This window comes from Phaeobacter sp. HF9A (assembly GCF_011806385.1).
Lineage (GTDB): Bacteria > Pseudomonadota > Alphaproteobacteria > Rhodobacterales > Rhodobacteraceae > Epibacterium.
Genome location: NZ_JAATOX010000104.1, coordinates 1 through 14,160, shown reverse-complemented (window position 1 = coordinate 14,160; position 14,160 = coordinate 1). Strand labels below are relative to the sequence as shown.

The 14,160-nt window shown below is 62.1% G+C and carries 13 protein-coding genes; 10 read left to right on the top strand and 3 right to left on the bottom strand.

Going from position 1 to position 14,160, the window contains the following annotated elements:
• The 6 genes from HCZ87_RS15860 to HCZ87_RS15835 all read left to right on the top strand — a co-directional run.
• On the top strand, positions 1 to 697 hold a 697-nt coding region (locus tag HCZ87_RS15860), incomplete at its 5' end, for an extensin family protein (RefSeq protein WP_167645233.1).
• 105 nt (positions 698 to 802) lie between these two features.
• Positions 803 to 1,330 carry a gamma-glutamylcyclotransferase gene (locus HCZ87_RS15855; RefSeq protein ID WP_167645231.1) on the top strand — a complete coding sequence of 176 codons (528 nt, stop codon included), beginning with the start codon at positions 803 to 805 and terminating at the stop codon, positions 1,328 to 1,330.
• A 77-nt stretch (positions 1,331 to 1,407) separates the two neighbouring features.
• A complete protein-coding gene (locus tag HCZ87_RS15850; RefSeq protein WP_167645229.1) occupies positions 1,408 to 2,598 on the top strand; it encodes a biopolymer transporter ExbB in 1,191 nt (396 codons plus the stop codon).
• 3 nt (positions 2,599 to 2,601) lie between these two features.
• A complete protein-coding gene (locus tag HCZ87_RS15845; protein WP_167645227.1) occupies positions 2,602 to 4,686 on the top strand; it encodes a peptidoglycan -binding protein in 2,085 nt (694 codons plus the stop codon).
• A gap of 262 nt (positions 4,687 to 4,948) precedes the next feature.
• Positions 4,949 to 5,248 (top strand): hypothetical protein, encoded by a 300-nt coding sequence (locus HCZ87_RS15840; protein WP_167645225.1) that lies wholly within the window; start codon positions 4,949 to 4,951, stop codon positions 5,246 to 5,248.
• A gap of 126 nt (positions 5,249 to 5,374) precedes the next feature.
• Positions 5,375 to 5,983 carry a hypothetical protein gene (locus HCZ87_RS15835; RefSeq protein WP_167645223.1) on the top strand — a complete coding sequence of 203 codons (609 nt, stop codon included), beginning with the start codon at positions 5,375 to 5,377 and terminating at the stop codon, positions 5,981 to 5,983.
• On the opposite strand, the gene HCZ87_RS15830 is transcribed toward HCZ87_RS15835, so the two are convergent.
• From HCZ87_RS15830 to gloB, 3 genes are all read right to left on the bottom strand, one after another.
• Positions 5,980 to 6,972 carry a M23 family metallopeptidase gene (locus HCZ87_RS15830; protein ID WP_368484136.1) on the bottom strand — a complete coding sequence of 331 codons (993 nt, stop codon included), beginning with the start codon at positions 6,970 to 6,972 and terminating at the stop codon, positions 5,980 to 5,982. The genes HCZ87_RS15835 and HCZ87_RS15830 overlap by 4 nt on opposite strands.
• Positions 6,969 to 9,308 (bottom strand): ATP-dependent Clp protease ATP-binding subunit ClpA, encoded by a 2,340-nt coding sequence (clpA, locus tag HCZ87_RS15825; RefSeq protein ID WP_167645221.1) that lies wholly within the window; start codon positions 9,306 to 9,308, stop codon positions 6,969 to 6,971. Before clpA ends, HCZ87_RS15830 begins: the two co-directional genes overlap by 4 nt.
• 200 nt (positions 9,309 to 9,508) lie before the next feature.
• Complete coding sequence (gene gloB / locus HCZ87_RS15820; protein WP_167645219.1) at positions 9,509 to 10,312, bottom strand: hydroxyacylglutathione hydrolase; 804 nt, start codon at positions 10,310 to 10,312, stop codon at positions 9,509 to 9,511.
• Between the two features lie 55 nt (positions 10,313 to 10,367).
• Between gloB and HCZ87_RS15815 the strand changes: the two genes are divergently transcribed.
• The 4 genes from HCZ87_RS15815 to HCZ87_RS15800 all read left to right on the top strand — a co-directional run.
• Positions 10,368 to 11,114 carry a methyltransferase domain-containing protein gene (locus HCZ87_RS15815; protein WP_167645217.1) on the top strand — a complete coding sequence of 249 codons (747 nt, stop codon included), beginning with the start codon at positions 10,368 to 10,370 and terminating at the stop codon, positions 11,112 to 11,114.
• A gap of 359 nt (positions 11,115 to 11,473) precedes the next feature.
• Complete coding sequence (locus tag HCZ87_RS15810; protein ID WP_167645215.1) at positions 11,474 to 12,034, top strand: F0F1 ATP synthase subunit delta; 561 nt, start codon at positions 11,474 to 11,476, stop codon at positions 12,032 to 12,034.
• Positions 12,035 to 13,576 carry a F0F1 ATP synthase subunit alpha gene (gene atpA / locus HCZ87_RS15805; protein ID WP_167645213.1) on the top strand — a complete coding sequence of 514 codons (1,542 nt, stop codon included), beginning with the start codon at positions 12,035 to 12,037 and terminating at the stop codon, positions 13,574 to 13,576.
• Positions 13,577 to 13,591: 15 nt separating this feature from the next.
• Positions 13,592 to 14,160: FoF1 ATP synthase subunit gamma (locus HCZ87_RS15800; protein ID WP_167645211.1), on the top strand; the 569-nt coding region annotated here is incomplete at its 3' end.

Below are 14,160 nucleotides of genomic sequence, written 5' to 3'. Positions count from 1 at the left end.
TGTCGCTTCAGCGCTGCGCTTGCGTCCCGCGCCGCGCCCCGACTCGCCACAAATGCTCGCTGTTCTGGCGCGACCGGCGGATCTGGCCGGCATCGCGCCACTGGCGACGCTGCGCCCGGCGATGCGCTCGCCAGAGTTTGTGCAACAGGTGCTGTTTGGCCGCGCCAAACGGCGGCGCGGCTCGGTCTGTGGTGATCTCGACATCCAGGGCGAGGAAGCGGGCGATATCGCGGGCACGCTTCAGGGCTGCGGCGCCAGGGATGCGGTGCGGGTGCGATCTGTCTCCGGCGTGGCGCTCAGCACCCCGGCGCTGATGACCTGTGACACCGCCAAGGCGCTGAATTCTTGGGTGTCGCGCGACGTGGAAAAGGCCTTTGGCCGCGCCAACCGCGTGGTCCGCCTGCGGGTCGCGGCGCATTACAGCTGTCGCACCCGCAACAATCGCCCCGGCGCGAAGATCTCCGAACACGGGCGGGGCAGGGCGATCGACATCTCCGGCTTTACGCTTGCGGATGGCACGCTCATCACCGTGTTGAAAGGCTGGCAGAGCAAATCTACGCGGGGGCCGCTGCGGCGGCTGTGGAAATCCGCCTGCGGTCCCTTCCGCACCGTGCTCGGCCCCGAAGCAGACAGCTATCATCGCGATCACTTTCACCTGGACACCGCGCGCCATCGCAGCGGGCGCTATTGCCGCTGAGCCTTTGGGCCACCCCCAGCTGCCCCCTGTGTTCTGTGCGAACTGCCCCTTTTGCTCCCTCGCGTTTTGCGATTTACAGGGCCCGGCAAAACAGGATGGAACGACATGACAATGTGGGTCTTCGGATACGGATCTTTGCTGTGGAACCCGGAGTTCCCGGTGGCAGAGCGCGCGGTGGCGACGCTGCATGGCTATGCGCGCTCCTTCTGCATGCGCTCGATCCACCATCGCGGCAGCGAGGAGGCCCCCGGGCTGGTGCTGGCGCTTGATGCCGTGGAGGAGGCCCATTGCAAGGGGCTGGCCCTGCGGGTGGAGCCGGGCCACGAGGAGACCACGCTGGAGGCCCTGCGGGCGCGCGAGCTGATCTCCTCGGCCTATGTGGAGCGCTTTTTTGACGTGGAACTGACCAGCGGCGAGATCGTGAATGCGGTGGTCTATGTGATTGATCCCGACCACGAGCAATACTGCCATCTGGAGCTGGAAGAACAGGCGCAGATCATCGCCCATGCGGTGGGCGGACGCGGCCCCAACCGGGAGTATTTGTTCAATACCACCGCGCATCTGGAGGAAATCGGCCTGCATGATCCCGATCTGGCTTGGCTCACGCAGCGCGTCAGGCAAATTTTATCATAAATCCTTGGCGATGATGAGACTTTCGGTCTAGGCTGCCCTCGCAGAACCAGACCTAAGCCTATCGGGAGCCACACAGAATGGCGCATCAGGAACGCGAACGCCGGCCACAGTTTTCACAGCCGGTGCGCCAAGTCGTCATGATGCTGATCGCCCTGGCGCTGGCGGGTGGCGGGGCCTTTATGGCGCTGCCCCGGGTGATGCCGGTGTTCCAGGCCAATCCCTATCTCAACGGGTTTATCTCCTTTGTTTTTGTGGTCGGGGTGCTGGCGACCTTCTGGCAGGTGGTGCAGCTCATCAACTCGGTGCGCTGGATCGAACGCTTTGCCGCCGGGCTGACCACCGAAGAAGACAAGGCCCCCTCGATGCTGGCGCCGCTGGCCACGCTGCTGCGCTCGCGCGCGGCCCGGATGCAGCTTGGCTCTGCCTCCACCCGCTCCATTCTCGATTCTGTTGCGGAACGGATCGACGAAGGGCGCGAAATCACCCGCTATATCACCAACCTTTTGATCTTCCTCGGGCTTTTGGGCACCTTCTATGGGCTTGCCACCACCGTGCCCGCGGTTGTCGATACCATCCGCAGCCTCGCCCCGCAGGAAGGCGAGGAAGGGGTCGCGATTTTCAACCGGTTGATGACCGGGCTGGAGGCGCAGCTTGGCGGCATGGGGGTGGCCTTTGCGTCGTCGCTTCTCGGCCTTGCGGGCTCCCTGATCGTGGGCCTGCTGGAGCTGTTTGCCGGCCATGGCCAGAACCGCTTCTACCGCGAGCTGGAAGAATGGCTCTCCTCTTTCACCCGGCTCAGCTTTTCCTCAGGCGAGGAGGGCGGCAGCGGCGACGGCAACCTGATCGCGGGCGTGCTGGACACGATGGCCGAACAGATGGATGCGCTTCAGGCGATGTTTCTGGAAACCGCAAAGGGGCGCGCCGAGGTGGACGGCAAACTGGCCCGGCTGGTGGACAGTATCGAGGACATGAACCGCCGTCAGGACAGCGTTGCGACGATCTCCACCGCGCTGGAGCGCGTGGCGGTGGGGCAGGAAACCCTGACCGAACTGATGCGGGCCCACGGCGATGTCGGCATCGACGCCGAAAGCCGTATGCGCCTGCGCTCGATCGACGTGCAAATGCTTCGCATCCTTGAGGAAATCTCTGCCGGGCGGCAGGAAAGCCTGTCGGAGTTGCGCAAGGATATCGACCTGCTGGTCAAGGCCTTCGCGGGGCCGCGCGGCATGGATCGCACGCCGCGCAGGCCCGACCGGAAGGACGGTTAAGCCATGGCCCTGTCCCGTCGCACCGGCCAAAGGTTTCAGGCCTCGATCTGGCCCGGTTTTGTCGATGCTATGACCGGGCTTTTGCTGGTGCTGATGTTCGTGCTGACCATCTTTATGGTGGTGCAATTTGTGCTGCGCGAAACCATCACCGGACAGGAAACCGAACTGGACGAGCTCTCCTCCGAGGTGCGCGCGCTGGCGCAGGCGCTGGGGGTCAAGGAGCGCGAATCCAGCCTGTTGCAGGCCCGGCTCGGGGCGCTGGGGGCGACGCTCAATGCCACGCGTTCCGATCTGGCAGCGGCGCGCGACCAGCTGGCCGAGCAGCAGACCCGCATCGCAGCACTTGCGCAGGAACGCGACGCCGCAACCAATGATCTCGTGGCTGCGCGCAGCCGGATCACCGATTTCGAGGCCCAGGTGGCGGCGCTGATCGCGGGCCGCGACGCGGCCGAGGCGCAGATCGCCGATTTGATCACCCAGCGCGATGACCTGAACGCCGCCCGCAGTGAACTTTTGTCGGAACAAGAGGCGCTGAACCTGGCCCTGGCGCAGGTGCGCGATGAGGTGGACGCCCAGACCGAAGCGGCCCGCCTCGCCGCTGCCCGCAGCGAGGCGCTGGAGGCGCTGGTCGCCGATCTGCGCAAGGATGGCGCCGAGCAGGCAGACCGCGTGGCAGAGCTGGAAAGCAGCCTTTCGGAACAGGAACAGGCCCGCCTCGCCGAGGCCGCCGCCGCGGAGGCACTGCGCGCGCGGCTGGAAAACTCCGAGGCCGAGCTCACCGCCATGACCCTGTCGCTGGAGGCAGAGCGCAAGAAGGCCGAGGACACGCTGACCCTCCTGGCCGCCGCCAAGGCCGCCCGCGAACAGCTAAATGCCGAGCTGGAACAGGCGCTTAGCGAAATTGACCAAGCCAAGGCGCAGGCCAGCGACCGCGATGTTCTGGCCGAACGGCTGACACGGGTTCTGGCGCAAATGGACGAAAGCGAAAGCCAGGCCGCCGCGCGGGTTGACACCTTGCAGGCGGAGCTCGACCGGCTGCGCGGTGAGGCGGATGCGACCCGCAGCGATTTGGAAACCCGGCTGGCGCGTGCCGAAGCCGATCTGCAAGCCGCCCGCGACGCCGTAGCCTCCACCGCCGAGGAACGCAGCGCGATCGAGCAACGCCTGCTGACCGCGTTGGACCAGCTGGAGCGCGCCCAGGCCGGGGCCTCTGATCAGGATGTGCTGCAAAGCCGCCTGCTCGCCGCCCTGGCCGAGCGCGACAACGCAGAGAGCGAGGCCGAAACCCAGAAAAGCCTCGCCGAGCAGCGCGCCGATTTGCTGGCGCAGGCCCGCGACGCGCTCTCGCAGGAAAAAGCTGTCTCCGAAGAGGCCCGCCGCGAGACCGCGCTGCTCAACCAGCAGGTGGCGGCGCTGCGCGAGCAACTCGGCGGCTTGCAGGCCCTGCTGGATGATTTCAAGGATCGCGATGCGGCGCAATCGGTGCAGCTGCAATCCTTGGGTCAGGATCTCAACACCGCATTGGCCCGCGCCGCTGCCGAGGAACGCCGCCGCCGCCTGCTGGAAGAGCAGGAGCGTAAACGGCTGGAGCAGGAACGCGCGGCCCTGGAAAACAAGGCCGAGGATCTGGAGCGCTATCGGTCGGAATTCTTCGGTCAGCTGCGCGATGTTCTGGGCAATCAGGAGGGGGTGCGGATCGAGGGCGACCGCTTTGTCTTTGCCTCCGAAGTGCTCTTTTCGCTGGGCAGCGCGCAGCTTTCGGACAAGGGCAAGGTGGAGATCGCCAAGGTCGCGCGCATCCTGCAAAACGTGGCGGCGGCGATCCCCGATGACATCAACTGGATTATCCGGGTTGATGGCCACACCGACAATCAGGCGTTTTTCGGCACCGGCAAATACGCCGACAACTGGGAGCTCAGCCAGGGGCGGGCGCTCTCGGTCGTGCGCTACATGATCGACGAGCTGGGCATCCCGCCCGAGCGCCTCGCCGCCAATGGTTTTGGCGAGTTCCAACCGATCAATCCCGAAGACACCCCCGAGGCACGCGCCCAGAATCGCCGCATCGAACTCAAGCTCACGGAGCGCTGAGATCGGCCTTCATCTTTCGTGAAGCCAAAACTAAATAGGCTCCGGCGATTGGAAAACCGCCAGAGCCGAAAGACTAGAATAAAATGCCTGAAATATGGACGACACCACCACTCACGGCATTTGGTTTGTCCGTAAAAAGTTCTAGCATGTAGATACAAAAAAATCAATAAATTCTCACATGTGAGAATTTATTTGTGGTAACGTGATCAACAAGATGTATTTCTTCTGTATGTATTGAACGACGACAAGGAGGAGCGGGCGATTGGATAGGCTACGCGCAATTTTTGAACTCCGTGATATGCTGCGGCAGATGGAGCGCGACATTGGGTTGGATGACCTTAGCGCAGCCGAGAAAGATGTCTTTCAGGCCGCGCATACCCTGACGGAAACGCCGGGGCAGCTGGTGCAGTCCGAACAGATCCGTCATCACCCTCTGGCGAGTCACATTGCTCAGGCGACCTTTCACAGGGCGTTGAAAACGCTGCTGGAACTCGGTTTTCTGGAGCGCCCCATGGGGGCCAAGGCCAAACATTACGTGGTGCGTCAGGATCTTTTGGCCTGACATCGCCTCCGGGCCTGACAAAAACTGTGGCTGCCGCGTCAGCTTTGGCGCTACATCGTCGCATCTGCCTGCGATTGTGATCAACATTATTTGTTTTTTGAATGTGGGCGCGCTAGACCTCTTGCCATGAGGTCCGATGGCTGTCTCCTTTCTGGTTTTACCAGCACCGTTGTCATAGCGGTGGTCTATGTGCTCTGTCATGGGCTGACGGCCTGGGTGTTCAGTCCGATACAGAGCTATTTTCTGAGCGAAATCACCATCTTTGCGAGTCTTGTCTACCTTCCGCACGGGGTGCGGGTGCTCAGCACATGGCTGATTGGCGCGCGGGCGATCATTCCGCTGATTCTCGGGGCTGTCGCATCAGAGCTCATCTTTACCCAGCCCCAAACCTGGGAGCGGATGCAGCATATCCTCTGGCTGTCACTGGTGGTCAGTGCGGTGTCTGCCTATGTCGCCTTTCGACTCATGCATGTCTTTGGCGCGTCGGTTTGGAATTGTAATCGCCGACGGATGAACTGGCGCCAGCTCCTGGTGGTTGGCTTGCTGGCCTCGGTGGTGAATTCCGTTGGTCAGACCGTGGCGTTTTCCGGGGTGATTGCGCCGAACCTGCTGTTGGGGGTTGTTGTGACCTATGCGGCGGGCGATATGATCGGCCAATGCGTCGCCATGTTCGTCTTGATGATGATCTTTCGGGCATTGCGTCTACGGCAGCAGCCCAAGCGCCTTGAAACCTAAGAGCCTTCGGGTAGCGTCATCACTATCTCCCGCCGATCCAACCGTTGCCCCGCGCGCCGCAATTCGCTGACGCCAGTGTAGCGTCCCGGTGCCAAGGGCGCATGCAGCCGCTTGCCTGCGGCCCGGAAATACTGGCTTTGTTGGCGTTCCAGGGTTTGCTGGCCGCTATAGATCGTCTCGCCAGCGGGACCGGTGATGCGGAGGCTGAGCACGTCTCCCGGGGCGCTGCCAAAACCATAGACCCAAAGCACCAAAGCCGGGCTGTCGCTGGCAAGGGGGGCCTGATTGGCGGTGCCAGCTTTGATCGCGTCATATTGCGGCACATCCGTCGCAAAGCCAAGGCTGATCAGGCCTGCCTCCACATAGGCGGGAGCGTCACGCCAGAGCGTGGCCTCGCTGTCGCCACCGCAGGTCGTGACGGGGGTCTTGGGCGTAAAGGGATCAACCACGGCGCCCTTGTGGCGCACCGACAGATGCAAATGCGGAAACTCGGTCAGCCCCGACAGGCCGACCTGCCCGAGCGGCGCGCCGCTGGTCACCGTCTCGCCCTTTTGCACGGTGATAGAGCCCCGTTTCATATGGCAATATTGCGTTTCCCAGCCGTTGGAGTGGCGCAGCACGACACCGTTGCCGCATTCGCGTCCCTTGACCTGGCTGATGTCTGAGGGGCCCGTGTCGGGCATGCCATCCCGCACCCCGGCGACAACGCCATCGGCGGCGGCCCGCACCGATACCCCGGCCAGCATGGCCGCGCGCGAGGGCAGGGCGATATCGGTGCCCTTGTGGCCATCATAGCTGAGCGCGCCACAGGTGAAATCCGTGGCGGCGGGGCCGGGATCATGATCGACGTATTGCTGAATATGGCAGCTCTCGCCGAGGGCGCAGTCCACCGGCCAGTCCAACTGCAATTCGCTCGCCACCGCGGGGGTGGCGAGCGTTATGGCAACGGCAGAGATCCGAAGCAGGGATCTGCGTTTAAATCGGGTCACTCCGCAGTCAGGAGCGGCGGCTGTTTGTCGCCGCTGATGCGGGGCTTGCCGGGGCCTTCGATGCGCAGCTCCAGCTTGCCGTCCTTGATGCCGACCTGCACCACACCGCCCTTGGCGAGCTTGCCGAACAAGAGCTCCTCCGCCAGGGGTTTCTTGATGTATTCCTGGATCACCCGGCCCAGCGGACGCGCGCCCATCTTGTCGTCATAGCCCTTATCCGCCAGCCATTCGGCGGCTTTGCGGGTCAGTTCGATCGACACATTGCGGTCCATCAGCTGCGCTTCCAGCTGAAGCACGAACTTCTCGACCACTTGCAGGATCACCTCTTTCGGCAGCGCGCCGAAGGAGATCACCGCATCCAGACGGTTGCGGAACTCCGGCGTGAAGGTGCGCTCGATCGCGATGGTATCCTCGCCCTCGCGGCGGTCGCGGCCAAAGCCGACGGCGGATTTCGCCAGTTCCGAGGCGCCCGCGTTGGAGGTCATGATCAGCACCACATTGCGGAAATTGACCGTGCGACCGTTGTGGTCGGTGAGCTGGCCATTGTCCATCACCTGCAACAGGATGTTGAAGACATCCGGGTGGGCCTTTTCGATCTCGTCCAGCAGCAGCACGCAGTGCGGATGTTGATCAACGCCATCGGTCAACAGCCCGCCCTGATCAAAGCCGACATAGCCCGGAGGCGCACCGATCAGGCGCGAAACAGCGTGTTTCTCCATGTATTCGGACATGTCAAAGCGCAGCAGTTCCACACCCAGCGTATCCGCCAGCTGTTTCGCCACCTCGGTCTTGCCGACGCCGGTGGGGCCAGCAAAGAGATAGTTGCCGATCGGTTTTTCCGGCTCCCGCAGGCCTGCGCGCGACAGTTTGATCGCCGAGGAGAGCGCGTCGATGGCGTCGTCCTGACCAAAGACCACCCGTTTCAGGCTGTTCTCCAGGTCTTTCAGCACCTCCGCGTCGTCCTTGGAGACGTTCTTGGGCGGGATGCGGGCGATCTTGGCGACCACGCCTTCGATTTCCTTGACGCCGATGGTCTTGCGCCGCTTGCTCTCGGAGAGCAGGTGCTGCGCGGCCCCGGCCTCGTCGATCACGTCGATGGCCTTGTCCGGCAGTTTGCGGTCGTTGATATACCGCGCCGAGAGCTCCACCGCGGATTTGATCGCATCCGAGGTGAATTTGACCGAGTGATGCTCCTCGAAATAGGGCTTCAGCCCTTTCAGGATCGCGATCGCGTCTTCCACCGAGGGTTCGTTCACGTCGATTTTCTGGAACCGGCGGGAGAGGGCGCGGTCCTTCTCGAAGTGCTGGCGGAACTCCTTGTAGGTGGTGGAGCCCATGCAGCGCAGCTTGCCGCCCTGAAGCGCGGGTTTCAGCAGGTTGGAGGCATCCATTGCACCGCCAGAGGTGGCACCGGCGCCGATCACCGTGTGAATCTCGTCAATGAACAGCACCGCATCGGGATGGTCTTCCAGTTCGGTGACAACCGCCTTCAGCCGTTCCTCGAAATCGCCGCGATAGCGGGTTCCGGCCAGGAGCGCGCCCATGTCGAGCGAGAAAATGATGGTCTCGGACAGCACTTCGGGCACTTCGGCCTGCACGATCTTGCGGGCCAGCCCCTCGGCGATGGCGGTTTTGCCGACACCGGGATCGCCAACCAGCAAGGGGTTGTTCTTGCGCCGACGGCACAGCACCTGGATGCAGCGCTCGACCTCGTGGTTGCGGCCAATCAGCGGGTCGATGTCGCCCTCGCGGGATTTGGCATTCAGATCAACGCAGTATTTGGCCAGCGCAGATTCTTTCTGTTCGCCCTCGGGCGCGCTCGATGCGCTGCCGCCGCCAATGTCCTCTTCTGACTCTTGCGCGCCGGAGACCGAGCGATGTTCGCCATAGGCCGGATCCTTGGCCACGCCGTGGGCGATGAAATTCACCGCGTCATAGCGCGTCATGTCCTGATCTTGCAGGAAGAAGGCCGCATCGCTTTCGCGTTCGGCAAAGATGGCAACCAGCACATTGGCGCCGGTGACCTCGGTGCGACCCGAAGATTGCACATGGATCGCGGCGCGCTGGATCACGCGCTGGAAGGCGGCGGTGGGCACCGCTTCGGATCCGTCGATATCCGTGACGAGGTTCGCAAGATCCTCATCCACAAATTCAAGAAGGGTGGATCGCAACTCTTCCAGATCGACGCTACAGGCGCGCATCACGCGGGCGGCGTCCGGCTCTTCGATCAGGGCCAGGAGCAGATGTTCAAGGGTTGCGAATTCATGTCGCCGTTCATTCGCCAGCGCCAGCGCCGCGTGAATGGCTTGTTCCAAAGTGCTCGAGAATGAAGGCACGGGCGTGCTCCTCTGTCTTGGGTTATGGGGACCTGTCGCCACCGGGCGGCCCTGTCCTGTCCCATAACCATGTCCTCATACTATTAGAGTTTGGTTGATAGAGCGTAAGCTTCAAGGGCTTTTTACGTGATTGTGCTCACAAATCCCGTGATTGTGCCCGGTATTCTTGCACTCGAACGGGGATCTGGCCTGGCTCTGGCTTAAAAGCGGTCCTTTGCCGCCCTGATGTGGGCGAAGACGTCGGCATCGTCAACCCCTTCAAGCCCAAGGGTTTTCTTCAGTTCTGTATCGCCTGCGCGCAGGAAGGGATTGGTGGCTTTTTCCAGCCCAAGAGTGGCGGGCACCGTGGGCAGGTTATTTTTACGCAAATCCGCGATCTCCGCGGCGCGCTGTTGCAGGGCGCTGTTGTCGGGGTCGATGCTGCACGCAAAGCGGGCATTGGACTGGGTGTATTCATGGCCGGAATAAACCAATGTGTCGTCGGGCAGGGCGGCCAGAGAGGACAGGCTTTGCCACATCATTGCCGGGCTGCCTTCAAACAGGCGGCCACATCCCAGCGCCATCAGGCTGTCGGCCGTAAACAGCGCGCCGCCCTCGGGGTAGTAATAGGCGATATGGCCCAGCGTGTGGCCGGGCACCGCCAGCACCTGGCAGCGACCGACGCCGGTGCCGCCTTCAAACCCTGGCTCCAGTTCCATATCCAGCGTCTCGCCCTGGGCGGCGATCTTGTCGGCCTCGGCCTTGGGGCCCATCACCGGGCAGCCATAGCGCGCCCGCAGCGCCCTGAGGCCGCCGACGTGATCGTGGTGATGGTGGGTGATCATCACCACGCCAAGCTCCCAGTTCCGGGCCTCCAGCGCCGCGATGATCGGGGCGGCCTCGGGGGCGTCGATGAGGGCAACCCCATCCGGGCCCTTCACCAGATAGGCGTAATTGTCGTCAAGACACGGAACAGTCACGACTTCAAATTCAGTGGAGAGGGAAGGGTGATCAGGCATGGTCATTCGCTTTCACATTGCTAGACTGCCCACAGATTGACCAAAGCGACGGGCATGCGCAATGCATCTGGATGTGCAGGATCTGAGAAATTTCTACTACCGTAGCACCCTCGGGCGCGCGGCGCAGGCCTCGATCCGCAGTCAGCTTCTGCGTATGTGGCCAAAGACCACGGGAGAGACCATCGCGGGGTTTGGCTTTGCCGCGCCCTTGTTGCGCCCCTATCTGTCGGACGCCCGCCGCATCATCGCCCTGATGCCCGGGCCGCAGGGGGTGATGCAATGGCCCGCTGGTCTGCCGAATGTCTCGGTGCTCTGCGAGGAGACCTCCTGGCCGATAGAGACCGGGCGGGTGGATCGGCTGGTGGTGATGCACGGGCTGGAGACCTCGGAGCATCCGACCCGCCTCCTGGAGGAATGCTGGCGGGTGCTGGGGCCGGGTGGGCGGGCGATGTTCATCGTGCCGAACCGGGCCGGGCTCTGGGCGCGCTCGGACTATACGCCCTTTGGCTATGGCCGCCCCTATACGCTGACGCAGGTGGAAAACCAGCTGCGCAGCCATCAGTTCGTGATCGAAAAACACACCGCCGCGCTCTATCGCTTGCCCAGTTCGCGCCGGTTCTGGCTGAAATCCGGCGCGATGATCGAACGCATGGGGCATCGGCTGCCGGCGATGATGGCGGCCGGGGTATTCATGGTGGAGGTGGCAAAACAGTCCCATCCGCAAAACGGCCATATGATCCGGAGCCGCCGCCGCAACCCGATCCGGGTGCTGGAGGGGCTCTCCAACCCGATCGCCGAACCGGTCTGACCTGCGCGAAAGGCGCAGAAAGCCTCCGTCGCAAATGCGCGCAAAAGATTCGACTTTCTACGCTTTGGAGTGGCTTCTTCACGATTTTTTGTGCGTCGGAATCGCATCTCTTTGTCGTCAAGTCGTAATTTTTTTGCGCAAGGGGGTGCTGCAAAGCGCCACAGTTTTTGTAAGTCATTGATATATAGCGATATCGTTTTTCAGCCCGCCGACAGAGAGTGTTGCTAGGTTCTGATTGCTCTGCTACATCCACGCTGATTTCGACGCCCGGGCTAAAGCTGGGCTGACCTCACGCCCCCGGATGCAACCTGTCAGGACGCATTATAAACCGGGGCCAAAATAATATCGGAAGGGTGGACGTGTCCGAACCAGCTTCGATCTCCGCAGGCATCGCCAACCGCTATGCCAAAGCGATCTTCGAGATCGCCTCCGAGAGCAACGCTCTCGATACTCTAGAAACGAGTCTCGATGACCTGACAGCCGCGCTGGCTGACAGTGCAGATTTGCGCAATCTCATCACGTCTCCTCTGGTGACACGTGCTGAGCAAGAAGCAGCCATCTCCGCAGTTGCAGAGAAAATGGGGATTGATGCAACACTGCGCAATACCCTGGCGCTGATGGCGTCCAAACGCCGCCTGTTTGTTTTGCCCGCCCTGATCGAGGCGCTGCGCGCACGCATCAGCGAAGCCCGTGGCGAAGTCTCCGCCGAGGTGATCTCCGCCAAGGCGCTGACCAAGACCCAGAGCGAAAAACTGGCCAAAACCCTCGCAGAGCGCGTGGGCAAGACGGTCAAGATCAATGCCACCGTTGATGCAAGCATCATCGGCGGTCTCGTCGTCAAAGTAGGCTCGAAGATGATCGACAGTTCGATCCGCTCCAAGCTCAACTCCCTACAGAATGCAATGAAAGAGGTCGGATAAATGGGTATCCAAGCAGCAGAAATTTCTGCGATCCTTAAAGACCAGATCAAGAATTTTGGTCAAGAAGCAGAGGTGGCCGAGATCGGCCGCGTGCTGAGTGTTGGGGACGGTATCGCCCGTGTGTACGGCCTGGACAATGTTCAAGCCGGCGAAATGGTCGAATTCCCCGGCGGTATCATGGGCATGGCGCTGAACCTCGAATCCGACAACGTCGGCGTCGTGATCTTCGGTTCCGACCGTGACATCAAAGAAGGCGACATCGTCAAGCGCACCAACTCCATCGTGGACGTGCCGGCTGGTCCCGAACTCCTCGGCCGCGTCGTCGATGGTCTGGGCAACCCGCTCGACGGTAAGGGCCCCATTGACGCAAAGGAACGCAAGGTTGCCGACGTCAAGGCGCCGGGCATCATCCCGCGTAAATCCGTGCACGAACCGATGGCAACCGGCCTGAAATCCGTGGACGCGATGATCCCGATCGGCCGTGGCCAGCGGGAGCTGATCATCGGCGACCGTCAGACCGGTAAAACCGCCGTTGCTCTGGACGCGATGCTGAACCAGAAAACCTACAACGACGCCGCCGGCGACGACGAGAGCAAAAAGCTCTACTGCGTCTATGTGGCTGTTGGCCAAAAGCGCTCCACCGTTGCGCAGCTGGTGAAAAAGCTCGAAGAAAACGGCGCGATGGAATACTCCATCGTTGTGGCGGCCACCGCCTCCGACCCGGCCCCGATGCAGTTCCTGGCACCCTATGCCGCGACCGCAATGGCCGAATACTTCCGCGACAGCGGCAAGCACGCGCTCATCGTTTATGATGACCTCTCCAAACAAGCGGTTTCCTATCGCCAGATGTCGCTGCTGCTGCGTCGTCCGCCGGGCCGTGAAGCGTATCCGGGTGACGTGTTCTACCTCCACTCCCGCCTGCTGGAACGCTCCGCGAAACTGAACGAGGACAACGGCTCCGGCTCCCTGACCGCGCTGCCGATCATCGAAACCCAGGGCGGCGACGTGTCCGCGTTTATTCCGACCAACGTGATCTCCATCACCGACGGTCAGAACTTCCTGGAAACCGAACTGTTCTACCAAGGTATCCGCCCGGCCGTGAACACCGGTCTGTCGGTGTCTCGTGTGGGCTCCTCGGCGCAAACCGATGCGATGTCCTCCGTTGCCGGTCCGGTGAAACTGTCCCTCGCGCAGTACCGCGAAATGGCGGCCTTTGCGCAGTTTGGCTCCGACCTCGACGCCGCAACCCAGCAGCTGCTGGCCCGTGGCGCCCGTCTGACCGAGCTGATGAAGCAGGCACAGTATTCCCCGCTCACCAACTCTGAAATCGTCTGCATCATCTTCGCGGGCACCAACGGCTACCTCGACAAGGTCGACGTCAAGGACGTAGGCCGCTTTGAGGCAGAGCTCCTGGCCTTCCTGCGTGGCAAGAAAGCCGACTTCCTGCAGTGGATCACCGACGAGGATCCCAAGTTCAAGAAGGGTGAGCCGATCGAGAAGATGAAGGCCGTTCTGGACGAATTCGCCGCAGACTTCGCGTAAGGAGAGAGACAGCACATGCCTTCTCTCAAGGACCTAAAAAACCGGATCGCGAGTGTCAAAAACACTCGTAAGATCACCAAAGCCATGCAGATGGTCGCGGCGGCGAAACTTCGCCGCGCCCAGGAAGCGGCTGAGGACGCACGCCCCTATGCAGAACAGTTCAACGCTGTTCTCGCAGGGCTGGCGGCTTCTGTCGGTCAAAGCGATACCGCGCCGAAGCTCCTGCGGGGGACCGGCTCTGATCAGGTGCAACTCTTGGTGGTCATGACCGCCGAGCGCGGCCTGTGCGGTGGCTTCAACTCCAACATCGCCAAGCTGGCACGCCAGCGGGTTCTCGACCTTCAGGCGGCGGGCAAGACCGTGAAGATCTTCACCGTGGGCAAGAAGGGCCGGGACGTGCTGAAGCGCGAATTCGGCGATCTGTTCATCGGCCATGTCGATCTGACCGAGGTGAAGCGCGTTGGCTACGTGGATGCGCAGGGCATCGCCAAGGAAATCCTGGCGCGCTTTGACGCGGCTGAATTTGACGTGGCAACGCTGTTCTACGCCAAGTTCCAGAACGTCGTGACCCAGATCCCGACCGC